The 25,450-nt window shown below is 68.8% G+C and carries 25 protein-coding genes and 1 pseudogene; 5 read left to right on the top strand and 21 right to left on the bottom strand.

Annotated elements, in window-relative coordinates; all coding sequences use genetic code 11:
- The first annotated feature begins 99 nt into the window (after positions 1-99).
- Complete coding sequence (locus tag ACFOYY_RS37285; protein WP_386195970.1) at positions 100-939, top strand: hypothetical protein; 840 nt, start codon at positions 100-102, stop codon at positions 937-939.
- Positions 940-1,032: 93 nt separating this feature from the next.
- Here the strand turns inward: ACFOYY_RS37285 and ACFOYY_RS37290 are convergent, their stop codons facing one another.
- Complete coding sequence (locus ACFOYY_RS37290) at positions 1,033-1,347, bottom strand: DUF6204 family protein (RefSeq protein WP_352013851.1); 315 nt, start codon at positions 1,345-1,347, stop codon at positions 1,033-1,035.
- Positions 1,347-1,967, bottom strand: a complete 621-nt coding sequence (locus ACFOYY_RS37295) for a TetR/AcrR family transcriptional regulator (RefSeq protein ID WP_352013850.1) — start codon at positions 1,965-1,967, stop codon at positions 1,347-1,349. Before ACFOYY_RS37295 ends, ACFOYY_RS37290 begins: the two co-directional genes overlap by 1 nt.
- A 281-nt stretch (positions 1,968-2,248) precedes the next feature.
- On the opposite strand from ACFOYY_RS37295, the gene ACFOYY_RS37300 reads away from it, so the two are divergent.
- Positions 2,249-2,653, top strand: coding sequence for a DUF7144 family membrane protein (locus ACFOYY_RS37300; protein ID WP_362776697.1), 405 nt, complete (start codon positions 2,249-2,251; stop codon positions 2,651-2,653).
- On the opposite strand, the gene ACFOYY_RS37305 is transcribed toward ACFOYY_RS37300, so the two are convergent.
- The 11 genes from ACFOYY_RS37305 to ACFOYY_RS37355 all read right to left on the bottom strand — a co-directional run bounded on the left by ACFOYY_RS37305 (position 2,598) and on the right by ACFOYY_RS37355 (position 12,907).
- Complete coding sequence (locus ACFOYY_RS37305) at positions 2,598-3,239, bottom strand: TetR/AcrR family transcriptional regulator (RefSeq protein ID WP_386195973.1); 642 nt, start codon at positions 3,237-3,239, stop codon at positions 2,598-2,600. The two genes, ACFOYY_RS37300 and ACFOYY_RS37305, sit on opposite strands and share 56 nt — an antisense overlap.
- A gap of 32 nt (positions 3,240-3,271) precedes the next feature.
- Positions 3,272-4,468, bottom strand: a complete 1,197-nt coding sequence (locus ACFOYY_RS37310; RefSeq protein WP_386195975.1) for a cytochrome P450 — start codon at positions 4,466-4,468, stop codon at positions 3,272-3,274.
- Positions 4,469-4,691: 223 nt separating this feature from the next.
- A complete protein-coding gene (locus tag ACFOYY_RS37315; RefSeq protein ID WP_386195977.1) occupies positions 4,692-7,418 on the bottom strand; it encodes a hypothetical protein in 2,727 nt (908 codons plus the stop codon).
- A 340-nt stretch (positions 7,419-7,758) separates the two neighbouring features.
- On the bottom strand, positions 7,759-8,364 hold the full coding sequence (locus ACFOYY_RS37320; protein ID WP_386195979.1) for a hypothetical protein: 606 nt from the start codon (positions 8,362-8,364) through the stop codon (positions 7,759-7,761).
- Positions 8,365-8,551: 187 nt separating this feature from the next.
- A complete protein-coding gene (locus tag ACFOYY_RS37325; RefSeq protein ID WP_352013845.1) occupies positions 8,552-8,755 on the bottom strand; it encodes a DUF397 domain-containing protein in 204 nt (67 codons plus the stop codon).
- On the bottom strand, positions 8,746-9,624 hold the full coding sequence (locus ACFOYY_RS37330) for a helix-turn-helix domain-containing protein (RefSeq protein ID WP_386195980.1): 879 nt from the start codon (positions 9,622-9,624) through the stop codon (positions 8,746-8,748). The genes ACFOYY_RS37325 and ACFOYY_RS37330 overlap by 10 nt, the downstream gene beginning before the upstream one ends.
- A 727-nt stretch (positions 9,625-10,351) precedes the next feature.
- Entirely contained in the window at positions 10,352-10,807 is a 456-nt protein-coding gene (locus ACFOYY_RS37335) for a GNAT family N-acetyltransferase (RefSeq protein WP_386195982.1), read from the bottom strand.
- 154 nt (positions 10,808-10,961) lie between these two features.
- A complete protein-coding gene (locus tag ACFOYY_RS37340) occupies positions 10,962-11,582 on the bottom strand; it encodes a hypothetical protein (protein WP_352013841.1) in 621 nt (206 codons plus the stop codon).
- A gap of 78 nt (positions 11,583-11,660) precedes the next feature.
- On the bottom strand, positions 11,661-11,816 hold the full coding sequence (locus ACFOYY_RS37345; protein WP_386195984.1) for a hypothetical protein: 156 nt from the start codon (positions 11,814-11,816) through the stop codon (positions 11,661-11,663).
- Between the two features lie 417 nt (positions 11,817-12,233).
- A complete protein-coding gene (locus tag ACFOYY_RS37350) occupies positions 12,234-12,413 on the bottom strand; it encodes a PadR family transcriptional regulator (RefSeq protein ID WP_362776683.1) in 180 nt (59 codons plus the stop codon).
- Positions 12,414-12,460: 47 nt separating this feature from the next.
- Positions 12,461-12,907, bottom strand: coding sequence for a MarR family winged helix-turn-helix transcriptional regulator (locus ACFOYY_RS37355; protein ID WP_352013838.1), 447 nt, complete (start codon positions 12,905-12,907; stop codon positions 12,461-12,463).
- 250 nt (positions 12,908-13,157) lie between these two features.
- Between ACFOYY_RS37355 and ilvA the strand changes: the two genes are divergently transcribed.
- Positions 13,158-14,366, top strand: coding sequence for a threonine ammonia-lyase (ilvA, locus tag ACFOYY_RS37360; RefSeq protein ID WP_352013837.1), 1,209 nt, complete (start codon positions 13,158-13,160; stop codon positions 14,364-14,366).
- 11 nt (positions 14,367-14,377) lie between these two features.
- On the opposite strand, the gene ACFOYY_RS37365 is transcribed toward ilvA, so the two are convergent.
- From ACFOYY_RS37365 to hppD, 3 genes are all read right to left on the bottom strand, one after another.
- On the bottom strand, positions 14,378-15,835 hold the full coding sequence (locus ACFOYY_RS37365) for a M1 family metallopeptidase (protein ID WP_386196172.1): 1,458 nt from the start codon (positions 15,833-15,835) through the stop codon (positions 14,378-14,380).
- Between the two features lie 82 nt (positions 15,836-15,917).
- Positions 15,918-16,487, bottom strand: coding sequence for an RDD family protein (locus tag ACFOYY_RS37370; protein WP_352013836.1), 570 nt, complete (start codon positions 16,485-16,487; stop codon positions 15,918-15,920).
- 143 nt (positions 16,488-16,630) lie between these two features.
- A complete protein-coding gene (gene hppD, locus ACFOYY_RS37375; protein WP_352013835.1) occupies positions 16,631-17,740 on the bottom strand; it encodes a 4-hydroxyphenylpyruvate dioxygenase in 1,110 nt (369 codons plus the stop codon).
- Between the two features lie 102 nt (positions 17,741-17,842).
- Between hppD and ACFOYY_RS37380 the strand changes: the two genes are divergently transcribed.
- Together ACFOYY_RS37380 and ACFOYY_RS37385 are read left to right on the top strand one after the other, a co-directional pair.
- The gene (locus ACFOYY_RS37380) at positions 17,843-18,322 is read left to right on the top strand and encodes an Lrp/AsnC family transcriptional regulator (protein ID WP_352013834.1); all 480 of its coding nucleotides are present in this window, start codon (positions 17,843-17,845) and stop codon (positions 18,320-18,322) included.
- Positions 18,323-18,424: 102 nt separating this feature from the next.
- A complete protein-coding gene (locus ACFOYY_RS37385; protein ID WP_386195986.1) occupies positions 18,425-20,659 on the top strand; it encodes a transglycosylase domain-containing protein in 2,235 nt (744 codons plus the stop codon).
- A gap of 109 nt (positions 20,660-20,768) precedes the next feature.
- Here the strand turns inward: ACFOYY_RS37385 and ACFOYY_RS37390 are convergent, their stop codons facing one another.
- The 5 genes and pseudogenes from ACFOYY_RS37390 to ACFOYY_RS37410 form a co-directional block, all read right to left on the bottom strand.
- Positions 20,769-22,754 (bottom strand): thioredoxin domain-containing protein, encoded by a 1,986-nt coding sequence (locus ACFOYY_RS37390; protein WP_386195988.1) that lies wholly within the window; start codon positions 22,752-22,754, stop codon positions 20,769-20,771.
- 113 nt (positions 22,755-22,867) lie between these two features.
- Complete coding sequence (locus ACFOYY_RS37395; protein WP_352013831.1) at positions 22,868-24,109, bottom strand: MFS transporter; 1,242 nt, start codon at positions 24,107-24,109, stop codon at positions 22,868-22,870.
- A 79-nt stretch (positions 24,110-24,188) separates the two neighbouring features.
- Positions 24,189-24,509: a Dabb family protein gene (locus tag ACFOYY_RS37400; protein WP_352013830.1), complete on the bottom strand. Its 321-nt coding sequence runs from the start codon at positions 24,507-24,509 to the stop codon at positions 24,189-24,191.
- Positions 24,506-25,177: a hypothetical protein gene (locus ACFOYY_RS37405; protein ID WP_352013829.1), complete on the bottom strand. Its 672-nt coding sequence runs from the start codon at positions 25,175-25,177 to the stop codon at positions 24,506-24,508. The genes ACFOYY_RS37400 and ACFOYY_RS37405 overlap by 4 nt, the downstream gene beginning before the upstream one ends.
- Positions 25,178-25,231: 54 nt before the next feature.
- Positions 25,232-25,450, bottom strand: a pseudogene (locus tag ACFOYY_RS37410) (hypothetical protein); the annotation flags it as partial.

A 25,450-nucleotide genomic window follows, 5' to 3' on the forward strand; every position in this document is an offset into this window, starting at 1 on the left:
CCTGGAAATCAGGCGATGAGCCAATGATGATCAAATTTCCAGCTATATGAGAGCTATATGAGTACGCCTTGGGCTGAGCCACATCGGGAAGGTGGGGAAATGACGACCGGGTGGTCTCGGGAGGAGGTCTTCGCGGCGCTCAGGGGGTGTCTGCTGCGGGTGAGGGCGTTGACGGAGGGGGCCTTCGTCGTCGATGTCGTCGCGGAGCCGTACGGCATGCTGGTGGTCTTCCGCTGGAGGAAGGACCCGAACACCTACGCCGTCGAGGTCGCGTTTCCCACGGAGCCGAGGAACTCCGTGATCGGCGAACCGATGACCTCGCCGGACGAATGGGCGGCGGACGTCGGTTACCGCCTCGCGGAGGAACTCGCGACCGGGCTGGTCCGCCGGGGGCGCAGGACGGTCAGGGACGGTTATGTGGTGCTGGGCGTTCGCGACGCCCCGGACCCCTGGCCTGCGGGGTTCTATGTCAGTGATGTTCCGCTCATATCCCTGCGAAGGGGGTTCCGTCTCACGCGGAGGAGGACGGTGGTTCCCGTCGCCGCGTCCGAGGCGGGTTCCTGGCTGGCCGAGGCGGGGATGGACGTGACCGTTCCCCGGAGGCTGGTCGCCGAGAACAGGCTCGTCTGCTGGTTGCAGGCCTACGCCGACAACGAGCGGGGAGAGCCTTTCGTCGGTCAGGCGGTGGCCTCCTGGGAGGACGCGCCGCGCACCACCGCCCGCCTGGAACTGGCGCACGTCCAGCCCGGCGTCCCCCCGCAGGTGCGTGCCGCGCTGGTGCGCGTCGTGATCCACGAGGCGGCCGAGGTGGGTGCCCTACGGGTGGTCACCGCGCTCGACGTTCCCGAACTCCACGAACTGGGGTTCCGGCCCCTGGACGGCGGCGGCCTCGCGCTTCACACCACCGTCGCCGAGCCGCCCTCCACACCCGGAGGCTGACCCGGCCCACCGGGGAGGACGGCCGCCGAAAGACGGCCACCGGGGAGGACGGTCTGGGGAGGACGACCCCGGAGGACGGCCTGGGAAAGGCGGTCAGCGGCGGCGGATCTTCACCTCGCGCATGTCGACGGCCGAGACCGACAGGTCGCCGTGGCCGTACTCGCCGAGTCTGGCCTTGACAGCGGCCAGGGCCAGTTCGACGGCCTCGGCCTCGCCCTCCTCGTCGTCGACCGCGATGACGTAGCGGAAGCTGAACGGCCCGATGGCGGCGTCGTAGGCGAAGCCGCCCTCCCTGGTGAAGCCGTTGAGCAGCATGTCGCGGTCGGCCAGTCGCGCGGTCAGTTCGGCCCGCTGGTCGTCGGTGAGACCGATGAACCTGCCTCTGATGGTCACCCGGTAGTCGTGCATCAGTCCTTCTTTCGCGTGTCGAGTGCCGCCCAGGAGTCGAGGAGGAGGGTGACGGCGTCGGTCGCCGTGCGGTCGTCGACGTCGTCGGGGGTGAGCAGCCTCTGGACGAGCAGGCCGTCCTCCAGGGCGTGGACGATCATGGAGAGCAGTTTCGGGTCCGCGGGCGGGCCCGCGTCCCGGCGGACGAGCTCCCGCCGTACCCCCTCGGTGATCGCGTCCCTGGCGAACAGCTCCCGCTGGGCGAGCAGCGGGCGGATCTCCGGGTTGCGCAGGGCGTAGAGGAGGAGCTCAAGGCGTAGCGCCAGCCAGCTCTCCTGGTGCTCGGCGTGGTCGCGGTGCCAGGCGTGCAGCAGGCTCGTCAGATGCTCGGACGAGGTGGCCCGGCCGCATATCTCGGCCAACTCCTCCCGTGCCCGTTCGGTGCGCCTGGTGAGCAGTGCGACGACCAGCTCGTGCTTGCCGTCGAAGTTGCCGTAGAAAGCCCCTCGGGTGTAGCCGGCCCGCTCGGCGATCTGTTCGATGGAGGTGCCGTTGACCCCGCGTTCCGCGAACAGCTCCGAGGCCGAGGCCAGTAACTTGCGCCTGGTCTCCTCACGGCTCTGCTCCCTTGACAACCGCATCCACATACCTCCGCGCTCAGATACAGAAGTGTATCTGAAAGTGATCAGTGCGGACGCGTGCCGCGGACCCGGACGGAACGTGCGATGTACCCGGGGTCGGATCACTCAATCCGCACAGCCGGGACGGTACGGTCGGCGGCGGTTTCGCCCGTGGTTTCGCCCGTGGAGGAGTGGAGGGCAAAGACCCGTCCACGGGACGGCACCGGGACGGGCGAGGTTTCCCCGGCGTCGGTGACGACTCACCGGTCAAGGGGCAGCAGATTCATATGGCACAGCACCATATGGCACACAACACGCGGATGACGGGCTGGATCGGCTGGATCTGGTTCGCGGGCGTGGTCATGATCGTGGACGGCTTCTTCAACGCCATCTCCGGTCTGTACGCGATCTTCAACAACGATCTCTACGTGCAGATCCGCGACAAGCTGCTGGTGCTCAACCTCACCGGATGGGGCTGGGTCCACCTCATACTCGGCATCCTGCTCGTGGCCGTCGGCATCACCCTGCTGATGGGTCAGGAGTGGGCGCGGATGGCGGCCGTCGTCCTCGTGGCGGTCAACGCCATCACCCAGATGGCCTGGCTCGCGGCCAATCCGTGGTGGTCCATCGTCGTCATCGCGGTCGACGTCGTCATCCTGTACGCGCTGATCGTGCACGGGCGTGAGGCCGCTGCCCTGCGGGACTGATCCTCTCGCCCGGCTCGGACGGCGGAGGCAGCGGCGCCTCTGAAGGACGGGTCCCGTCGAACAGGAGCGCCAGGTATCTCCGGTGGCCGTCGAGACCCGTCGGGCCGATCGTGGCCAGGGTCATCACCACCATCGCCGCCAGGTCGCGGACCAGCAGGTCGGCGCGGACCAGTCCGCGCCGCAGGGCGTCGGCGAGCACGTCGCCCAGCGGCGCGCCGAACCGCTCGAACAGGGACTCGGTGAACGCGCCCGCCTCCCGTGCCGCGGTGAGCAGGGCGCGGTGCGAGGCCAACGTGTCCACGATGGCGCCCAGCGCCTCGGCGAGCCCCTGCCGAGGGTCGGCCGCCCGGCGGGCCGCCAGCGCGTGCGGCTCGACCTCCTCGGTGAAGTACGTCTCGAAGCAGGCCCTGATCACGCCGTCACGGTCGCCGAACCGCCGGTAGACGGTGGCGATCCCGACCCCGGCCCTGCGGGCGATCTCATCGAGGGGTACGGCGGTGCCCCCCTCTCGCAAGGCCGTGATCGCAGCCCTGACGATCCTGTCGGAGTTGCGCAGGGCATCGGCTCTGTGTCGTTGCTCTGGCACACACCGAACGCTAGCAGTCCGGATGCGGACGGTTACCAGGCGACCTGCAGGGAGGTCAGGCCGTACACCACGTGGAAGGTGCGGAAGTGCGCCTCGGGATCGACGACGCGCAGCCCGGGGAAGCGCCGAAGCAGCGCGGGGAAGGCGACCCGCATCTCCATCCGCGCCAGCGGGGCCCCCAGACAGTGGTGTACGCCGTGTCCGAAGGCCATGTGGCCGTAGGCGCCCCTGGTGATGTCCAGCCGTCCGGGATCGGGCACGAACGCGGCGTCGCGGTTGGCCGCGGGCAGGGAGCACAGCACCAGCTCGCCCGGTTCGATGACCTGCCCCGCGACCTCGACCTTCGTCGTCGCCATCCTGAAGCCCCCGGAGTGGACGATGCTGAGCCAGCGCATCAGCTCCTCGATCGCCGCCTCGACCCGCTCGGGCTCCTTCCTGAGCAGGTCGAGCTGGTCGGGGTGGCGCAGCAGGGCCAGCGTGCCGATGCCCAGCATGTTGGCGGTGGTCTCGTGCCCGGCCACCAGCAGCAGGCTGCCGATGCCGGCGAGTTCGTCGTCGCTCAGCTCGTCGCCGTGCTCGCGCACCAGCATGCCGAGCAGTTCCTCGCCCGGGTCCGACTTGACGTGGGCGACCAGCTCGGCCATGTACTGCCGCGACTCACGCTGGGCCGCGATCCGCTCCTCCGGCGCGAGGGACAGGTCAAGCAACCTGCCGGTCCTGCGCTGGAAGTCCTCCCGATCGGCGTACGGCACGCCGAGCAGCTCGCAGATCACCAGCGAGGGGATCGGCAGCGCGAAGGAGGAGACCAGGTCGGCGGGGGATCCGGCCTTCTCCATCGCGTCCAGGTGGTCCTCGACGATGCGCGTGATCCGGGGTTCGAGCCTGCGCATCCGGCGCAGCGTGAACTCCGGCGTCAGGATCCGGCGTATCCGGGTGTGCTCAGGAGGGTCGAAGGAGAGCAGGTTGCCCGCGCGCAACCTGGCCTTCTCCTCCTCGGTCCGGTACGGATCACCGGGCACGGGGTAGTGGCTCTGCCAGTCGTTGCTGAAGCGCTCGGCGTCACCGAGCACCGCCCGTACGTCGTCGTGGCGGGTGACCAGCCAGGCGTCGAAGCCCAGCGTCGTCGTGATCCGCCTTATGCCCTCCTCGTCCCGAAGTGCCTCCAGCTCGGGAGCGGGGTCGAACCCCGCCCGCCACATGTGCAGCGGCAGCGCAATGGACTCGGTCATGCGACCCCCCGGTTGACTTACCTTCCGGCCGTTCTGTTCCTTCCCAAAAAACGATAGCAACCTATCGCTTAACGGCAAAGAATTATTCGGCGGTCATTATCAATGATCGTGATTTGTCCTCTTCTTTCCCAAGAGGAGGGCAGGTGCTGTGAATGTCGGTGTTTCCTGCCGCATAGGTTCTCCTGTACAGGCAGGTCGGCGGGTCGATGGCATTTCGGATGTTCTATACGCCCAGAATTGCTATGCCCGTTTCGTTCTGCACTCGCGAGGCGCCGAACCTGTACGTACCGATCACCCCGGAATAGCGCTTGTCGCGCAGTTGCTGCGCCACCGCGGCCCGGTTGGGCTCGTAGGCGACGCCGAGCCGGGCGTAGCGGTCGGGGTAGGGGGCGCTCGCCGCCTCAAGCAGCATCCCGGCCGCGTCGTAGGCCAGCCCTATCCGTTCTCCGGCCCAGCGCGGGAGTTTGATCCCGGCGGACGACCTCGTGCCCTGCCCGTGCTCGGAGTACAGGTCGGCGAGCTGCGCGCAGAAGGTCGCCAGGACGGTGCTCATCTTGTTCTCGGGCGGCGGGGCCTCGGTGGGGGCGGGGCAGTATCGGCCGGTCAGCACGACATCGCTGCCCTTGGAGACGAACCCGATGTTCACGTCGGCGGGAATGTCGCCGGGGTTGTTCGGTGCGTCGGAGAGGAACCGGGTGATCGCGTCGTCGGTGATGATCGGTACGGTCTGCCCCGCCGTGTTGCACTGGCTGAATATCGCGGTGAGGAAGTCGGCGAAGCGCTCGTGGCGGCCCGCGTAGAAGATCATGTCTCCCGGCCGGTCGGAGCAGGCCGAGGGCAGCCCCCCGTCGGAGTTCGCCTCCCCGCCGACCCATGGATGGTCGGTGTAGGGGACGCGGGCGGCGCCGAGCCACTCCTCCAGACTCTGGACGAGGGAGGCGACGTAGAGGTCGTCCGGTACGCCGGACGCGCTTTTGACGATGGGGGGATGGAAGACGTGGACATGGCGGATGGGGTGAGGGCTTGAGGCCGTACTCTTCACGTAGTCGGCGACGAGCCTGCCCTGAACCGTGTTCGAGGGCACCATCTGGAAGTACAGCGGTGAGTCTTGGTCGAGGTTCGTGCCGGAGAGAGTGGTCGTGAGCACCGGCACCCCCAGGTTCCCCAGCGTGGCGATGGCCTTCTCCGTGGAGGCGATGCTCCTGTCGAGACCGACGACGCCGATGACGTGCGGGTCGTCCCGGACCAGTGCGCTGATCCGGCCCTCGACCACCTGGTCCGCGTACCGCATGGCGGGACCGCCGTTGGCGATGACGATCCTCAGATAGGAACGGGCCGAGGCGGGAGCGCACCTGCCGTCGGGCTGGGCCTTGCCGTTCTGTCTGATCTGTTTCAGCAGCAGTCCCTCCATCTCCTCGGCCTGGGCGGTGCGCCAGTCCCGGCTGTTCTCCTCGTCGCCGAGGAAGCCCGCCAGATAGACGATGGTGAGCCGTTTGCGTGTGGGGTCGTTCGCGACCGCTCTCTCGGCGCAGGCGTTCTGCCGGAAGATCGCCTGCTCGACCCAGGTCAGCCTGGCGGCGGCCTCGGGATCGTTGGTGTCCACGCCGAAGAGCCGATCGGCGGAGTCGCTGTAGCCGACACAGACGTCGTCGACCAGCGCGACGGAGACACCGTCGTGGTTCAGTAACGGCACACACCCGGCCCTGACGTATGGCGCGCCGGCCCACCACAGACCGCTGCCGACCAGGAACAGGACCGCAACCGTCGCGGAGAACAGCACACCGGGACGGGCGGGCAGGGGGAAGTCGGGTGGGGTGAGGTTCGCCCTCTCCACGACCTCCTTGGCTGAGAGATCATCCTCGGACATGGACACGGTGTACCCCAGTCGCCAGGCGTCCGTTCTCATGGTGCGCGGACGGGGGTTGAGCCCCTTCCACCAGTCGTTGTAGTCCTTCGGGGCGTCCGTCCACATGTCGTCTGATCCGTCACACTGGGCGATGACCAGAAGCGGATCCTCCTCCCCAGTTTCGTTGCGCACGTCGTTGATCAGGGACAGCAGTTCCATGCCCGCGTTGCCCTGGGCGACCCCGCTGATCAGGACGACGGGGTTGGCGGTACGGCGCCACGTGGACGGACGCCACGTGCGTCGGTAGGCGGCCCTGAGGTCCTCCAGGAAGGCGTGGACCAGCAGCAGCTTGATCTGACGCTGTCCGTTGATGGGAATGTCCCTGATCGTCAGCTTCAGGGCGAACTCCATGAAGTCGCCCGCCGGTCGCGGTGACATGTAGCCCTGCCGCATGAACCACCGCGTCCGTTGTCTCCAGCCGGGCAGTGACCCGCTCAGCCACAGCCGGGCGCAGGCCCTGGGCCAGGAACGGATGAGAAACGACAGGAGCCAGCCGACCAGCGGGATCGGAGTGGTGACGGCCAGCAGGTCCAGCGTTTCCGTGACTTCCTGCTTGTTCTTGCCCGCCTTGGCCGCCAGATGACGGCGCAACTCGGCACGCCAGTTCTCGGCGTCTTCCGAGAGCAGCCTCTGGTGCGTCAGCCAACTGGCCAGCGCGTAGCGAGGGAACCGAAGGCGTCCCTTGTTCTTCCTGCTCGCGAAATTTCCGTACACCCTGTGCAGCAGGGGCAACACGGGGCCCTGGCCGGTCGAGGTGGAGGAGTCCGGGTCGGTCGTGCCGGAGGGATCCTGGCCGGTGGTGGCAGAAGAGGGAGAGGAGACGAGGGAGACGTCGACGTGAGTGGAGGAAATGGCGACCGACCTGCCGATTCCTTGATTTCCCTGGAGCGCGGTGATCAGCTCGTTCGCTGCGCCGCCGTTGTCCTGTCCGTCGAACAGGCAGACGATAGGGGGCGTCCGACGCCCCAGTTCCGTGTTGCGCATGATGAGCTCGCGGAACCGGGAAACCAGTTCGTTCGCCTTGGCATTAGGGGGAGAGGCCATGGGCTGTCCTCGCTGGGACGATTGGGGTACCTGATTTTTCCGTGCTGTTCTGGCGGTTTCACGGATGTCTTCGTCCGCCGGAGCCGGTCAGGTGAGGATTCACGGCGTTGTCGCCCTCAACGCCGTGCGGTGGTGCGTTCCTGGCCGTTCCTCGCTCCAGAGGGAAACCGTGAAACAGGCGCCGGTCCGACATCCGTGATGCCGGACCGAATCCCACTCTGGCGCATCCACGGCGAGAACGCATCGTCAACACGCAATTCCCCTCCGCTTATATAGCTCTTTCCCATAACAGAGGGTTGTATTTCTACTTATCATCCCATTTGGGGGGTTTGGGATAGGTTTAGTCAAGAACCCCGATGCGGGCCACGTCGGTGATGAAACTGACCTTTGTTCCGCCGAGAGAGGCGGACACATGCCAGCAGCCAAGATGGGGAAGCGGCAGTGAGATGGGCTGCACACCGGGCACCGGGTAGGGGCCGGGGCTCTCCCCCCGCACGGTCTCACCCGTCTTGACCGAGACGGCCTCGACCGTCAGCGCCTCGTCACGATCCCGCCACCACACCGTCTTGACGGCCACCGTCTCGCCGGAACGCTTGTAGGCGACGTCGGTCGTGTCCAGCAACGTCCACAGGCCGCCCACGCCGTACCAGTCGCCGGGGGTCAGCTGCTCCTGCCGGAACTGTTCGCCCACGTCCTGCGGCATGTCACCCCGGCTGCGCAGCTTGGTCACCGGGCACCCCTTGGTCTTCTTGCCGGGCACCCCGGGACCGACCGTCACGGCGGGCCGGGGAACGGGCGACGACGGCGCCGAGACCGACGCGGCCAGGGACGAAGGCGGCGAGGACGACGGCGCCGGAGCGGGGATCCGGGCGCTCACGGCGCTCCGGCCACAGGCGGAGACCGTCGCCAGCAGCACGAGGACGCCGGCGACCCGGCTCCCGCGCATCAAGTGAGCCGGGCGAGCTCGGGGGCCCCGGCGCTTCCTCCGGAGAATGAGGACTTTCGCCATGCGGTGGTGCTCAGGTCCATTCCTGTTTACCTTCCTCTGGCATGAGATGACACCGGTCCCCGCGCCGTGAGGGGCGGGCCGGTGTCATCCGACGCGTCGTCCTGTGACCGATCAGGAAAAAACCCTAGACCAACCTGTCGAACTCACCGGTTTTGACGCCTTCGACGAACGTCCGCCATTCGGCGGCGGTGAAGAGAAGGCTGGGCCCGTCGGGGTTCTTGCTGTCACGCACCGCCGTGCCGCCTGTCAGACCGGCGACCTCGACACACTGCCCACCGTTTCCGCCGGAGAGTGAGGACTTTCGCCACACAGTGGTGCTCAGGTCCATTCCTTTTTCACTTCCTCGATCATGCGGAGGGATGCGTGCTCAGGATAGGCCCACAGTCGTATGGCTTCATAGCGTTTCCAGACGGAGGCGACGGTCTCGCGCTCGGAGGAAACCCGTCCATCTGCCGAAGAATCCACATGGACGATGTCGGGATCGCCGTTCGGAAGTTTTGCGATCATGAAAGCGCCGAGCATTCCCGGCAGGCATTCCGGGGCGACGAGCTGAAGGGAGACAGAGGGGTGTCTCACCGCGTCGAGCAGATGGTCGAGCTGCTCCCGCATCACCTCGGGGCCGCCGACCGGGCGCCGCAGCACACCCGTGTCCATGAGGACCAGCAGGGAGGGAGGGTTCCGCTGGTCGAGGATCTGCCGCCTGCGCATGCGGGCCTGGACGCGTTCGTCCACCTCGGTGGCGGTGATCCTCGGCTCCAGGCTGAAGATCCGCCGCGCGTAGGCCTCGGTCTGCAACAGCCCGGGAATCAGCAGGGGGTCCCAGGAGTGCAGGGCCAGCGCATTGGGTTCGATCTCCTCAACCCAGCCCATGAACCACTTCGGGCCGCCCGGTCTGGCCACGATGCGCCGGTGCAGACCGACGAAATGCTGTCTTTCGGCCAGGTTGAAAATCTGGTCCAGCTTCTCCGCGTCCGCCCTCGACGGGGTACGGGTGGCCATCTCCAGCCTGCTGATCTGGGTCTGCGTGCATCCGAGACGGGCGGCGACGGCGGACTGGGACAGGTGCGCCGCCTCGCGCAGGCGCCGCATCTCCACGCCGAACCGCACACGAGGGGAACCGGGGTCGAGGGAGGGGACGTCACCCATCGTGACCCCTCCGGGACGCCGGTGACCCGCTTCCCGGTGTCGTCCCGGCATCGGGAGGGGAACGGAAACCAGACCGGGAAAACCAATCAACTGTCATTGTCCTGCCCACTCTGACCTGGGAATCCTTTTCACGGGAACTCTGACCTCGAAAGCAGTCCGACAAATAATCCATAACTCATGGTGAGGGGGACGGTACCAGGCGTTTTCGTGCCGGGACACCGTCGGATGGAACAGACCGGTACGGCAATTTTTCACTTCTTGGGTGTGCTCATTCAAGCCATACTGTGTTTCTTTGCGCTGCCTTCGGCGTCGCGGGTTGTGTTCCTTTGCTCCGCCTGGCGGCGTCGCGGGCTCGGGCGCCCTGAGTCGGTGCTTTCCCTCGTCTCTTCGTCGCTTCGCTCCTGCGTTCCTCAGTCCAAGCACCGACGCGCCCAAGCCGGACACCCCTCACGCTTGGGGCCGGTAAGGCACAAGCAAACCCTTCACGCACGACACCGGGAAGCGCAGGTCGAACCCCTGGGCTTGGCATGGGGAAGGCGCAGGTCCTTGGCGTCGGGAAGCGCGGGGCGAACCTCTCCGCGCGGTATCGGGAAGGGCGAAGACAAAGTCCTCACGGACGGTGCTCGGAAAAAGTGGGCCGAACCTTCACGCATGGTGCCGGTAAGGTCCGGAGAACCCTTGCGTGTGGTGCGGAAAAGTCCGTGAACCCTTCGTGTGCGGCGCAGGGAAAGCTCGGAATCCCGGTTCGCGGTGGTGGGAAGGTACAGATCGAATCGGGTCAGATCGGTTTGCTCAGCCGTACGTCTTCTTCGGTGAAGCCCAGGGAGCGGTAGAAGGCGCGGGCGGGGAGGTTGGCGGCGCCGGTCTCCAGGGTCACGCGGTGCAGGCCGTGCGCGCGTGCCCATGACTCGGCCGCGGACATCAGGGTGCTTCCCACACCCGTGCGTTCGGCCTCGGGGGAGACGACGAGTTCGCCGACGTAGGCGTCCCGTGCGCCGGTGAAGTGCGTGCGGACGGTGACCGTGACGAACCCCGCGACGTGGCCGTCGTGAACCGCCACGAACGTTCCATGGTCGTCGTTGCCCGTCCGTTCCAGGGACCCGGTCACCCAGCCGAGTACGGCGGTGCTCACGGCGCCGGGGTCCCGCCAGGTCGCGACTCCCTCGGCCAGGCGGGGGGTCAGCGCGAGCACGGCGGCACGGTCTTCGGGGAGGTAGGGGCGGACGGTGATCATGGACGTGATTCTGGCACCGTACCGGGGGCTGAAAAAACAGCCGCGGCGCGCCGGGTTCGGGACATGCGGGGGTTGTCCGGAGCCCCGGCGAGCGGCGGGTCACACGTCGGCGAGGGGAGTCCGACGCCGAAGAGCCTCGAATGAGGGGGAACCCCTACGAAGGCTGGTAGAGCTGGATCTCGGCGTTCGGCGGCAGGCCGAACACCTTGCGGCCCTCGACCCGGTTCTCCTCGCTCAGCGCGGAGAAGTCGGAGTCGCTGATCTCCAGGGCCCGGGGCGCCCCTTCGGCGGAGAACATCTCCCGCACCGAGGAGCGCACCAGGTCCCCCTCAAGGGCCTCCTGGATGTCGATGACGCGGTAGGTCTCGCCGTTCGGTTCGACGGTCAGCAGTGACAGGTTCTTGTACTGGCTGCTGGCCAGGAGCTTCTGCCCGACCCGGGCGTACTCCTCGCACGAGGCGGCGATGCCGACGAGCTGCTGGCTCTCGCTCTTCTTCCGAACCTCGACGAGGTTCTCGTGACAGAACATCCTGGGCTTGAGTTCCGGCTTCAACGCGGCCAGCACCTGGGGCTTCTCCCGCTTGGGATCGGCCGTCTCCAGGTACCGGTCGATGGCCTCCATCAGGGAGGCGCGCGTCTTGTCGCCGACGACGACGACCGGCTCACGCGCGAGGCCCGTCGAGTCCGGCTCCTGTAACTGCCAGATCATCCAGCCTGCGACACCGACTACGAGCACGCCGCCGATGATGCCCGACGTGAGGGGGAGCGATTTCATCGGTAGATGATTGCCTATCCGCCACCCAGCGTCCATAGGCCGGGAGCGGGCCGTTCACCGGCCGTTCCCCGGAGGGGTTCACCACCGCAGCAGCCCGTCCTTCCAGCCGGACTCCTGAAGGGTCCTCTCCATGATCTGCCTGCGCCTGGGCGGAAAGGCGGTGGAGAAGCCCCTGCCGCACTCCGGGTCCTCAAGGGACGCCCTGATCTCCCTGTCCAGGTGCGGCGTGTCCACCTCGGGGAGCTTCTGGAGTTCGGTCCGGAAGCGCTTCCAGCCGTCGCGCTCGACCAGACTCGACGTGGGCCGCCCTGGTCCGCGGCCCGCCGACGACCAGGGACGCGTCCCGGCTCCGCGGTCTCCAGCAGGGTCGCGACCGGTTCGTCCCTGTGGGCATCCCTGTACGGACGGGGACAACCCAGCAGTAGCCGCCGGTAGCGTCGTTCCAGGAGCCCCACGCCCACCCCCGTCGGAGCGTGGGGACCCATGGCGGCGGTCATGAGAACGCCGGTCCGGGCATGGTTCGCCCGGTCACGATCTGAGCCGTCCTCCGCATGCGCGGAGCCTCCGCCGTCACCAGGGACTTTCCCTCGTCGGTGAGCCGGAAGTGTCTCCGCGGCCTGCCGTTGACGATCTCCTCGCGGTCCACGGCGATCAGCCGTTCGCCGTGAGCCGGTCCAGCGCGCCGTACAGCGTGCCGACCGGCGGCCTCACCCGGTTCTCCGACAGTTCAAGGGTCTGCTTGATGACCCCGTGTCCGTGCGGCGGTCCGTCGAGCAGGCAGGCGAGGATGGAGTAGGTCGGCTCGCTGACCACCGGTGATCCTTTGACCATGAGAGAGACCATGCTTCGCCCGGCGAAGTATGGTCAGGCCCGGCCGGTCAGGCGGGAGACCGGGTGCCCCCGGGGAGTTTGGTGAGCAGGGCGCGCAGGGCGCGCAGCTCCTCCTCGCCGAGGTCGAGCAGCTCTGGGGGTGTCATGTGCATCCCCCTGGTCATCTCCTCCTTCGTCGTCACGCCCAGCGGGGTCAGGACCACGAGTCTGACGCGCCGGTCACCGGGGCGCGGACGCCGTTCGGCCATGTGGAGGCGTTCGAGCCGGTCCACGGTCCAGGTCGCGGTCGAGGCGTCGCAGCCCCACTCGGCTGCCAGTTCCTTCATGGTGCGGCCGGTCTCCCCGTCGAGGGAGTCCAGCGCCTTGGCCTCGGTGGGGGTCAGTCCGAGTCCGGTGAGCACGGCGTCCCTGCGGGGCCGAGTGTGCATGATGAATCCGAACATGCTGCGCCACACCTGCTCGGCGACGGTGGTCTTGTCACTGTCGTCTGCCATGTGCTGAGCATACTGAGGCGGCGACAGGTATTTAAGCGATCAAAATATTTGATAGCTCGGTTATTTTGACTTATCCAAGATTTTCCGTGTACGGCACGCACACGGCACGGACAGGCCTGTCCGGCGCCCGTCCATGAAACCGGTCCGGCCGGTGTGACACGGGGAAAACCCCGAGATCAGCACCGTCGACACCCGGGTACGACCGGCGAAGCGCGGGGGAAAGCCACCGGGTGGTGGCAGGATGTCCCGCATGTCAGACCGTCAGGTGACCTACGACGACGTGGTCGCCGCCCGCGAACTACTGGCCGATGTGGCCCTGCGAACCCCTCTGGTGCACTCGCACGTCCTCTCGGCGGCCATCGGCGGCCCCGTCCACCTCAAGTGCGAGAACCTCCAGCGTTCCGGATCGTTCAAGGTGCGCGGGGCCTACGTCAGGATCGCGGGCCTGACCGAGGAGGAGCGGGCCCGGGGCGTGGTCGCGGCCAGCGCGGGCAACCACGCCCAGGGCGTCGCGCTCGGCTCCGGTCTGGTCGGCACCTCCTCCACGGTCTACATGCCGCACGGCGCGCCCCTGCCCAAGGTCGCCGCGACCAACTCCTACGGCGCGCGGGTGGTCTTCTCGGGTGACACCGTGGACACCGCCCTGGCCAGCGCCGTCGAGCACGCCGAACGGACCGGGGCGGTGTTCATCCACCCCTTCGACCACCCGGACGTCATCGCCGGGCAGGGCACCATCGGGCTTGAGATCCTGGAACAGCTTCCCGAGACGGGCACGATCGTGGTCTCCCTGGGTGGTGGTGGGCTGGCCGCCGGGGTGGCGCTGGCCGTCAAGTCGCTGCGGCCCGGCGTGCGGATCATCGCGGTCCAGGCGGAGCGGGCCGCCGCCTACCCGGCCTCGCTGGCCAGGGGCGAGCCGGTCACGGTCCCGCCCGCCACGACCATGGCGGACGGCATCGCGGTCGGCCGCCCGGGAGAGCTGCCCTTCGAGCTGATCCACTATCTGGTGGACAGCGTCCTCACGGTCTCGGAGAGCGAGATATCCCAGGCGCTGCTGCTGTGCCTCGAACGCGCCAAGCAGGTCGTCGAGCCCGCGGGCGTGGCGGGGGTGGCCGCGATCCTGGCCCATCCGCACGTGTTCGAACCGCCCGTGGTCGCGGTGCTGTCCGGGGGCAACATCGACCCGCTGCTGCTGTCGAAGATCCTCAGGCGGGGGCTGGCGGCGGCCGGGCGCTATCTGACCCTGCGCGTCCCGCTGTCCGACCGCCCGGGGGAGTTGGCCGGCCTGCTGGCCGAACTGGCCGGCCTGGGCGCCAACGTGCTCGACATCGCGCACGAACGGATCGGCGTGCACCTGGGCGAGGCCGAGGTCCAGCTACAGCTGGAGACCAAGGGCCCCGCCCACTCGGACGAGGTGCTCGGGTCCCTGCGCCAGGACGGCTACCGGGTCATCTGCGACTGACCCCGGCCCGCCTACCAGGTGGTCGGCTTCCTCGGGGTGAACAGCCACGCGTCGAAGAGGTCGTCGAGCTGCTTTCCGGAGATCCGTTCGGACAGCGCGACGAACTCCGGGGTCGTGACGTAGCCGTACTTGTGCTCGGCGTTCCAGGTCTTCAGCACCCGGAAGAACGCCGGGTCGCCGATCCGCTGCCTGAGGGCGTGCAGCGTCATGGCACCCCGGGTGTAGACCGAGTCGTTGAACAGGTCGTCCGGCTTGGCGCGGCCCGGGGCGTACTTCCAGATGGCGGCACCGGAGTCGACCGCGTAGCGGTTGCGGAAGATCCGCTCGGCGCTGGCGTTGCCCTTGTGCTCGGACCAGAGCCACTCGGCGTAGGTGGCGAAGCCCTCGTTGAGCCACAGGTCCCGCCAGCGCCTGATGCTCATGCTGTCGCCGAACCACTGGTGGGCCAGCTCGTGGGCGATGACGTCGTCACCGGGGTTGAAACCGCCGTACATCGGCTTCGTCTGGTTCTCCAGGGCGTAACCCGCGGGGAAGTCGTCGATCACACCGCCGGTCGAGGAGAACGGATAGGGGCCGAACACCTTGCTCCAGTAGTCGGTGATCTTGGCCGACTGGTTGTAGAGCCGGTTGAGCGAGCCGCTGTAGCGCGGATCGACGGCCGCCACGTTCTTGGTGCCCAGAGCCGTCCTGCCCTCGCGCAGCTCGAACCTGCCCATCGTCACGGTGGCGAGGTAGCTCGCCATCGGGTGGCTCTCCCGCCAGTTGTAGGTCGTCTTCCCGTCCGAGGTGACCGGGCTGCCGACCTGTTCGCCGTTGGCCAGCGCGGTCACGCCCTCGGGGACGGTGATCTCGAAGTCGTAGCGCGCCTTGTCGGCGGGGTGGTCGTTGCCGGGGAACCAGGTCCGCGCGCCGTTGGGCTCGCAGGCGACGAACGCGCCGTCCGAGGTGGGGATGAACCCGTACGTCCCGAGGTTGGGGGAGTTGCGCACCGGCTTCGGCTCCCCGGCGTAGGTGACCTCGACGGTGAAGGCCGACCTGTCGGGAATCATCCTGGGCGGGGTCACGACGAGTTCGTCCCCGGAACGGGAGAAACGCGCGGGGGCGCCGTTCACGGTGACCTTGCCGACCGTGAAGCCGGACAGGTCGAGGTCGAACCTGGACAGGTTCTGGGTCGCCTTGGCCTGGATGCCCGCGACACCGGAGAGGTACTTCCGCTCCGGGTCGTAGTCGATCTTGAGTCGGTAGTGGCCGACGTCGTAGCCGCCGTTGCCGTCGTTGGGGAAGTCGGGATCGCCGATGCCGGCCGCTCCCGCCCTGCCCGCGTGCCGGGCCGCCACCCCGTCATCGGGCATGGAGCCGTCGGCGACGACCGTGGTGGAGCCGCTGTCCCCCTGCGACGCCGACCCGCAGGCGCCGATTGTCCCGATGAGCACCGCCGTCGCCACGACTGCGAGCCTGCCGGACGCCATGATCACAGATCCCCCTCCCGCGCCCGGTCGTGCCGGGCGTCCTGTCGCACACTACGCGAGCGAGACGGGGGAGCTCAGATGATCAGGAATCCACGACCACGGTCTTGGCCGCCATGTCGTGGATGGCCTGTTTGCGGCTGGTGAAGAGGATGAAGGCGAGGTTGATCCATCCCAGGCAGCAGGTGGCGTACAGCACCCACGCGACCAGTTCGCGGAGCGCGGCCTGCCCGACGCCGACCCTGCGCCCGCTGATGTCGGTCACGCGCAGCCCGAACAGCTTCTTGCCCACGGTCCTGCCGTCCCAGAAGGCGGTCAGCAGCCAGTAGTAGAGGAAGCCGACCACGCTCGCCAGCAGCGTGTGCTGCACGGGGATCTGGACGAAGACGCCCTTCTTCGTGTCCCACACGGTGTTGAACGACTCGTAGGTGAAGGGCGAGGAGATGATCCCGACGATGATGATGTCCAGGATTCCGGCGAACAGCCGGCGCCAGCGTCCGCCGAGCCTGGGCGGCCCGGCGCCGTACCCGGGATACTCCGGCCCCGGCGGTCCCGCGCCGTGCCGGGGACCGTACGGCCCGGCGGGGCGCCCGGGGCCCGGCGGCTGGTCGGACCAGGAGGAAGGTCCTGAACTGTCCGATGGTGGTGATCCCATAAGTCGTGAATCACCGCATAACGGCTATTCCAAAGCCAAGGGGAGTTACAAGTTGTCCCTCACGCCCCGCGAGGCCACACAGGCGCACAAATGTTGACAGGGAAACCGGGCGCCCGCGGGACACGCGGGCGCCCGGAGAGGGACTACAGGTTGCCGCGAAGGTCCTGCTCGCGCTCGATCGCCTCGAACAGCGCCTTGAAGTTGCCCTTGCCGAAGCCGAGCGACCCGTGCCGCTCGATCAGCTCGAAGAACACCGTCGGGCGGTCCTGCACCGGCTTGGTGAAGATCTGCAGGAGGTAGCCGTCCTCGTCGCGGTCCACGAGGATCTTGCGCTGCTTCAGCTCCTCGATCGGCGCCCTGACCTGGCCGATGCGGGCCCGCAGCTCGGGGTCGTCGTAGTAGGAGTCGGGAGTGTCGAGGAACTGCACCCCGGCCGCGCGCATGTGGTCGACGGCCGTCAGGATGTCGTTGGTGGCCAGCGCGATGTGCTGCACACCGGGGCCGCCGTAGAACTCCAGGTACTCGTCGATCTGCGACTTCTTCTTGGAGATCGCGGGCTCGTTGAGCGGGAACTTCACCTTGCGGCTGCCGTCGGCGACCACCTTCGACATCAGCGCGGAGTACTCGGTCGCGATGTCGTCACCGATGAACTCCGCCATGTTGGTGAAGCCCATGATCCGGCCGTAGAAGTCGACCCACTCGTCCATCTTGCCGAGTTCGACGTTGCCCACGCAGTGGTCGACGGCCTGGAACACCCGGCCGTTCTTCACGTCGGGACCCGGGACGATCGGCTGGGCGGCGACGTACCCGGGAAGGTAGGGGCCGCTGTAGTTGGAGCGGTCGACCAGGGTGTGCCGGGTCTCGCCGTAGGTGGCGATCGCCGCGAGCACGACCTTGCCGTGGTCGTCCTCGACCGTGTACGGCTCGACGAGGCCCGTGGCGCCCCTGGCGACCGCGCCGCGGTAGGCCGCCTCGACGTCCGGGACCTCGATGGCCAGGTCGATCACGCCGTCCCCGTGCTCGGCGACGTGCCGGGAGACCCCGGTGCCCGGCCGTACGGCGCCGCGGAACTCGAAGCGGGCGCTTCCTGAGGTGAGGACGTAGGCCACCTCTTCACGGCTGCCGTTCTCCGGCCCGCGATAGGCCACCAGCCGCATGCCGAAGGCGCTTGAGTAGTAGTGGGCGGCCTGCTTGGCGTTGCCGACGGCGAAGACCACGGCGTCCATGCCGTTCACGGGAAAGATGTCGCTCATACGAATACTGTCCGTTTCGATGAGCTGGTTGTGCAAGAGTTAGCTTATTTAGTGGACAATGTGTGCAATCGACTGTCACTCCCACCGGAGTACCTGTACACAATGACGATTGATCACCTTGACGCGCGGCTCATCGCGCTGCTCGCCGCGGAACCGAGGCTGGGCGTGCTGGAGTGCTCCCGGCGGCTCGGGGTGGCCAGGGGGACGGTCCAGGCCCGCCTCGACCGGATGGCCGCCAGGGGCGTGATCACCGGATACGGCCCCGACGTCGCCCCGGCCGCCCTCGGCTACGTGGTGACGGCGTTCGTCACCCTGCAGATCCGGCAGATCAGCGGCCACGTCCCCGTCGCCGACCAGCTCGCCGCCATCCCCGAGGTGCTGGAGGTCCACACGATCACCGGCGGTGACGACATGCACTGCCGGGTCGTGGCGCGCAGCAACGCCGACCTGCAACGGGTGATCGACCTGATCGTGGAGGTCCACGGGGTGGTCAGGACCTCCTCGGTCATCGCCTTGGACACACCCGTGCCATACCGGGTCCTTCCCTTGGTGGCCGACGCGCCGCGTCAGGGGAGGACCTAGCCGTACTATCCCAAGCAAGGCTCAGACACCGTTATGCATCGTTTACCCTTACGGTTCCGTGCGGCCGGCGGGGGGTCGGCCGCGGACGGAACAGGGGGACGAGTGCTCAAGTACCGGAAGAGGGCGGGCAAGGCCGGACCCAGGAGAAGGCTCCTGAAGGTGGCGCTCATCGTCTTCGGAGCGCTCGTGATCTCCCTGGCCGGAGCGTTCGCCCTCGCCTGGGCGATGACACCGATCCCTGGAAGCACCCAGCCGCAGGCCACCGCCCAGGGGTCGGTGATCTACTACCGCGACGGCAAGACCGTGCTGGCCAGGCAGGGCGTCAACCGCAAACGCGTGCCGCTTGAGCAGGTCCCGCAGCACGTCAGGAACGCCGTGATCGCCGCGGAGAACCGCTCCTTCTACCAGGACCAGGGCATCTCCCTCACCGGCACCGTACGCGCCATGTGGTCGACGCTGACCGGCCGGCAGCTCCAGGGCGGCTCGACGATCACCCAGCAGATGGTCCGCAACTACTACAGCGGCCTCAGCCAGGAACGGTCCATCGTCCGCAAGCTCAAGGAGATCATGATCTCCCTGAAGGTCGACCAGTCGAAGTCGAAGGACTGGGTGCTTGAGCAGTACCTCAACACGATCTACTTCGGCCGCAACGCCGACGGCATCCAGGCCGCCGCGGACGCCTACTTCCGCAAGGACGTCAGCAAGCTGACCGTCGCCGAGGGCGCCTACCTCGCCGCCGTGATCCAGCAGCCCTCCCGGTTCGCCAACCCCGCCGGCGCCGACCTCGACGCGGCCAGGGCGCGCTGGCGCTCGGTGGTCGACGGCATGTGGCAGACCGGCGCCCTCACCGCCGAACAGGCCGCGGCGACCACGTTCCCCCAGCTCAAGAAGCCCAGGCCGATCTTCGCCCCCAAGGGGCAGGAGGGCTACATGCTCGACCAGGTCGCCGCGGAGCTGAGGCGCAGGGGATACACCGACGAGACCATCAACCAGGGCGGCCTGCGGATCGTCTCCACCTTCGACAAGGACCTGATGGCCGCCGCCGAGCGCGCCGTCACCTCCGTCCTGCCGGAGAGCACCCCCAAGGAGGTCCGCACCGGTCTGGCCGCGGTCGATCCGGAGACCGGCGAGGTCGTCGCCTTCTACGGCGGGCGCGACTGGCGCAGGCAGCCCTACGACAACGCCTTCGGCGCCAAGGTCCAGGCGGGCTCCACCTTCAAGGCCTACACGCTGGCCGCCGCCCTGGACAACGGCTTCGGCCTCGACACCCGGGTCGACGGCAACTCCCCGCTGCGGATCACCACCGACGGCAAGGGCATCCCGAACTCCGGCGGATACTCCTACGGGCAGATCAACCTGGTCAAGGCGACCCAGAGCTCGGTCAACACCGCCTTCGTCGACCTGGGACGCAAGGTCGGCCTGGACAAGGTCGTCGAGACCGCGGAGAAGGCGGGCATCCCCACCGACCAGCTGGCCCCGCACAGCGCCGCCGCCACGCTCCCGCTGGGCGTGGCCTCGGTGAGCGCCGTGCAGAACGCCTCGGGGTTCGCCACCTTCGCCGCCGGAGGCGTCCACCGCGAGGCCCACGTGATCCGCTCGATCACCGACGCGAACGGCGACACCACCAAGATCGAGACCAAGGGGAAGCGGGCCTTCACCGAGCAGGCCGCCGTCGACGCCACCTACGCGCTGACCCAGGTCGTCACCGCGGGGACCGGTTCGGCCGCCCGCCTCTACGACCGTCCGGTCGCCGGGAAGACCGGCACCACCGACAAGTCGGCCTCGGTGTGGTTCGCCGGGTTCACCCCGCAGCTCGCGGTGGCCGTCGACATGTTCCGCGACGACAACAAGCCGGTCGTCGTGGACGGCAGCGCCCTGTACGGCGGGACGTACCCGGCCCAGGTCTGGCGCGCCTTCATGACGGAGGCGATGGCGGGCAAACCGGTCAAGGAGTTCGCCGAGCCGTCCAACTACGGCTACTCCAACTACGGCGACACCTACCGCTCGGACACCGGCGACTATTCGGACGAGGGGACCCGGGACGACACCGCCCCGCCGCCCCAGCGCTCGAACCCGACGACACCCCCGGCCCCCGACCACACCCCGCAGCCCGGCGGCCACGACGACGGACCGGACGGCGACGGCCCCGGCAACGGCCCCGGTAACGGCAACGGCAACGGCCAGGGCGACGGCTCGGACAACGGGCCGGGCAACGGCTCGGGCAACGGTCCGGGTAACGGCGACGGCGACGATCAGGGCGACGGCGACGAGCCGGGAATCGGCGGCAGGGAGCAGGCTCCGAACCAGGACAGCGTCACCCAGTCCCGCCCGAACTGACCGGCCTCTGCTCTGAGCCTGTGGAGCGGTCGCCGTCCGGGCGACCGCGGCGGGCGTGAATCCGCGAACAGGTCCCAGGAGAGCGGAGCCCTGGGACCTGCCCGGCGGATCAGGCGAGCAACTCGGTCTTGAGCGCCGAAGGGGTGGTCACCGGCATCCTGCAGGTGAACCCCCGGCACACGTACGCCGCAGGAAGGCCGCCGACCAGGCCGCGCCCCTCAAGCAGCGGGGCGCCCGCCGAGCCGGGCTCGCCGAGCGCGACGACCAGGCCGGGTACGGTCGACAGCAGGGCGGCCCTGTGCAGGGCCGTGGTCGCCGGGTCACCGGCGGGGCCGACGACGGCGACCTCGACCGGCCCGGAGAGGGCGGCCTGCGCGACCGCGAGCCCCCACCCGGCGAAGCGCGCGTGCTTGCCCGCCAGGACGGTCACCGTGCCCAGGGCCTCCTCGGCCGCCTGCCGGTGTTTGATCGAGCCGGTCAGCGCGGCGTAGGTCAGCAGCGCCCCGGCGGCGGCGAACTGGCCGGACGGGGTGGCGTTGTCCGTGGGGTCCTGCGGGCGCTGGAAGAGCCGTTCGGCGTCGGCGGCGGTGTCGAAGAACCCGCCGGAGCCGTCGGAGAAGCGGTCGAGCACCGCATCGAGCAGGACGCCCGCCCGGTCGAACCAGCGGGTCTCGCCGGTCACGCCGTACAGGGTGAGCAGACCCTCGGCCAGGTCGCCGTAGTCTTCGAGGACCCCGGCGTTGCCGCCCGCCCTGCCGTCACGCGAGGTGCGCAGCAGCCGGTCGCCGTCCGTGTGGAGGTCGTCGATCAGCGTGGCCGCGACCCGTGCCGCCTCGACCAGGTCGGCCCGCCGGAAGAGGGCCCCGGCCTCGGCGAGCGCGGCTATGGCCAGGCCGTTCCACGCGGTCACGACCTTGTCGTCCCTGCCCGGCCGTACCCGGCGGCCCCGGGCGGCCAGCAGCCTGGCGCGCACGTCGGCGAGGCGCTCGGCGTCGTCGGGGTCGGCGAGCAGCTGCAGGACCGAGGTGCCGTGCTCGAACGTCCCGGTCACCTCGAACAGGGCGACCGCCCAGCCACCGTCCTCCTCGCCGAGGACCTCGCGGATCTCCTCGGGCGTCCAGACGTAGAACTTCCCCTCGACGCCCTCGCTGTCGGCGTCCAGGGCCGAGGCGAAGCCCCCCTCGGGGGTGCGCATCTCGGCCAGCAGCCACTCGGCGGTCTCCAGCGCGACCCGCCTGGCCAGGGACGACCCGGTGAGACGCCACCAGTGCGTGTAGACCCGCAGCAGCAGCGCGTTGTCGTAGAGCATCTTCTCGAAGTGCGGCACCACCCAGTCGGCGTCCACGCTGTAGCGGGCGAACCCGCCGGCGAGCTGGTCGTAGATCCCGCCCCTGGCCATCGCCTCCAACGTCCGCTCGGCCATCAGGACCGCGGGCTCCTCGCCGGGAGACGCCTTGGCGGCGGCGCCGTACCTGAGCAGGAACTCCAGCACCATCGACGGCGGGAACTTCGGCGCCCCGCCGAACCCGCCGCGCACCGGGTCGAAGGACCGGCCGAGCGTCTCGACGGCCTCGGCGAGCGTCCTGGCCGTCGGCAGCGGTCCCGTGGGCAGCGCGCTGCGCTCGTTCAGCGCCTCCACGATCGTCGAGCTCTGCCCGACGACCGCCTCCCGGTCACCGGCCCAGGCGTTGGCGACCCCGGCGAGCAGCCGCTGGAAGTGCGCCCTGGGGAAGTAGGTCCCGGTGTAGAAGGGGTGGCCTTCCGGGGTGGCGAAGACCGTCATCGGCCAGCCGCCCTGACCGGTCATGGCCTGGGTAGCCGCCATGTAGACCGCGTCGACGTCCGGCCGCTCCTCGCGGTCCACCTTCACGTTGACGAACCGCTCGTTCATCATCGCCGCGGTCGCCGGGTCCTCGAACGACTCGTGCGCCATCACGTGGCACCAGTGGCAGGCCGAATACCCGACGGAGATCAGCAGGGGAACGTCACGGCGCCTGGCCTCGGCGAACGCCTCCTCGCCCCATTCGAACCATTCGACGGGGTTGTCGGCGTGCTGGCGGAGGTACGGCGACTGGGCCTCGGCCAGTCTGTTCATGCCACCCACTCTGCCACAGGCGGCACGCCGGACGAGGACGGCGTGCGCGGACGCCAGGCCGCGTTCCAGGCCGCGACCCCGGGAACCGGCTGTTCCGCCGGGGAGCGCGGGGTTCAGGTCTTGAGCGGGGCGGGAGCGGGGTCCGGCCGGGGGGTTTCGGCGCGGTGGGCCGACGGGGTGGCGAAAACCGCGGCGAGGGAGAAGACGGCGGCCAAGCCGAAGCCCGCGGCGTAGCCGCCGACGACGATCAGCTCACCGGCCAGTGGCGGCGTCAGTGACGCGGTCAGGTTCTGCCCGGTGTTCTGAACGCCCAGGGCGCGCCCGGCCCAGTGGGGACCGGCGATCTCCGCGGTCGAGGTGAAGGACAGGCCGTTGGTGCTGGCGGCCAGGCCACACGCGGCTATCAGCACCACGTCCGCCGCCCAGGAGGGCCACAGCGCGCACAGCGCCATCAGAAGCATCAGCACGCCGTTGACCAGGGCGAGCTGCCGCATCGGACGGAGCCGGCTGCCGACGCGGTCGGACCACTTGCCCACCGCTATTCGGCCGAGCGCGCCCGCCAGCTGGCCGACGGCCATCAACCGGCCGGCGTCGGTGACACTCCAGTGCTGGACATCGACGAGATAGAGCAGTCCGAAGGCGCCGACGGTGAACTGCGGCCAGACCAACAGGGCGCTCGCACCGTGGACGCGCCACAGGACCGGGCTGCGATAGGGGGAAGGCGGCTTGGTCGCGGCCCCGTCGGCGGTGGGCTTCGCGGGGCGCGGCGGGTCGACCACCCAGATCGCGACGGCCAGCCCGACCACACCGGTCAGCACGGCGGTGAACAGCAGAGCGGCGGAGATGCCGTTTCCGGCGGCCAGCGGCGGGATGGCCAGGGCGGCGACGCCCATGCCGAGCGGGGTGGAGGTCTGCCGTACACCCATGGCCAGGCCGCGCTCCTTGGCGCTGAACCAGCCCATGACGACTCGGCCGCTGGCCGCGTAGACCGAGGCGCCGGCGGCCCCGGCCAGGAAGAAGACGACCCAGAGCAGGACGAGACCGTGCACCATGAGGCCGGCGAACAGGATGAGGGTCGACAGGGCGAGGCCGAGGCCCAGGACGACGCGCTCGCCGTACCGGTCGGCCGCGGCCCCCCAGGCGACCAGGGCGGCCATGAGCCCGATCGTGGGGGCGGAGATCACCACCCCCGCCTGCGCCAGCGACAGGTGCTCCGTCGAGCGGAGCTCGGGGACGAGGTACGGGACCCCGTAGACGAAGACGCAGGCGACGGCCTGGGCGGCGACGCCGAGGCCCAACATCAGCCAGCGCTTGCGGCCGGTGTCGCCCGGTGTCGGGGCGGCCGACTTGTTCACGGTGGTTCTCCTCTGGACGGTCTGGTCGTTCATCCGGCGAGCTGTGTTCCCTCCTGACTACTCGCCAGATGAGTCGCGATCAATATGAGAGATGCTTTGTATCGGATTGTGAGATGATCGTCGGTGTCCGGTATTCGAAGACGAGCAGTTCGGCGTCTCGCAGCAGCGTGGTCCGCAGCGGGGCGTGGGCCGGGTGGTCGCTCCAGGCCGCGATGTCCTCCGCGTCACCGAAGCTCAGCGCGAACATCCGGTCGTAGCCGAGGCAACGACCACCGATGTCCGCGGCCACCTCGATGTCCCGCAGGCAGGGGACGGTGCCCCTGAGCCCCGCCAGGCGGGCGAGTTCGTCGTCGATCCGAGCCGGCCGATCGGTCCTGACCAGCACCACGCGCTTGATCACTCCGGCCTCCGGCTCTCCACCGGCACGCTGGAGCTGCCGAGGCTGAGCCGTACCTCCATGGCGGTAGCCCTGCCGTTCTCGTCCTCGAAGACGGGTGGCGCCCAGGCGCCGACGCTCAGCGCCACGTCGTCGCCGAAGCTCTCCAGATGGCAGATCATGTTCAGCGGCCAGCCCCCGTTGCGGAACAGGTACTCGTCCATCGCGGTGGGGCGGTGGCTGAGCAGCTGGCCGTTGGCGTGCTCGGGCCAGAAGCGGTGCATGTCCGCGTGCATGTGGACGGAGCCGAGCACGTCCAGCCCCTGCGCCTCCGCCTCGCGGATGATCTTCAACAGCTCGGCCGGATCACACCAGTAGCCGCGCCTGCCGTTGGTATAGGAGGAGCCGAAACACGGCACGATGACTTCGGCGAACTCCTCCAGCACCGCCTCGTCGCTCTCCCGGACGTTGCCCGCCCAGCGCAACGCCTGCACCCGAAGGGCGCCCTGGTCCATCTGGCCCAGCAGCAGGGCCCAGCAGCGGGGAAGGTAGGGCTCGCCGCGGCGGGAGCCGTCACAGGCCCGCCGGTACTGGGAGAGCGCGTCGTCCAGCAGCGGGTCGAGGACCCCGGGGGCGATCAGCACCAGCGGTGCGGGGGCGGTGTCGGGGAGGACGTCGGACCGCAGGACCATGAAGGTTTCCTTTCCCTGGTCGAACGTGCGGGTGGACGCACGGTTCAGGACGGTTCAGGACGGTTCGGCAGGAGGAAAGCGCCGGATGAGGTCGGCGGAGACCACGGGCAGCAGATCGGTCAGGCCGTGCCGGTAGAAGTGACCGCCGGGCAGCACGTGCGCGGCGAATCCGCCGGTGGCGACGGACCGCCACTCCAGAGCCAGGGACGGCTGGAACTCCGTCTCCCGCGCCCCGACGAACGCCACCACGGGGCAGCCGACCGCGACAGCGGC

Origin of the sequence: Streptosporangium jomthongense, assembly GCF_042650425.1 — a bacterium.
Taxonomy (GTDB): Bacteria; Actinomycetota; Actinomycetes; order Streptosporangiales; family Streptosporangiaceae; genus Streptosporangium.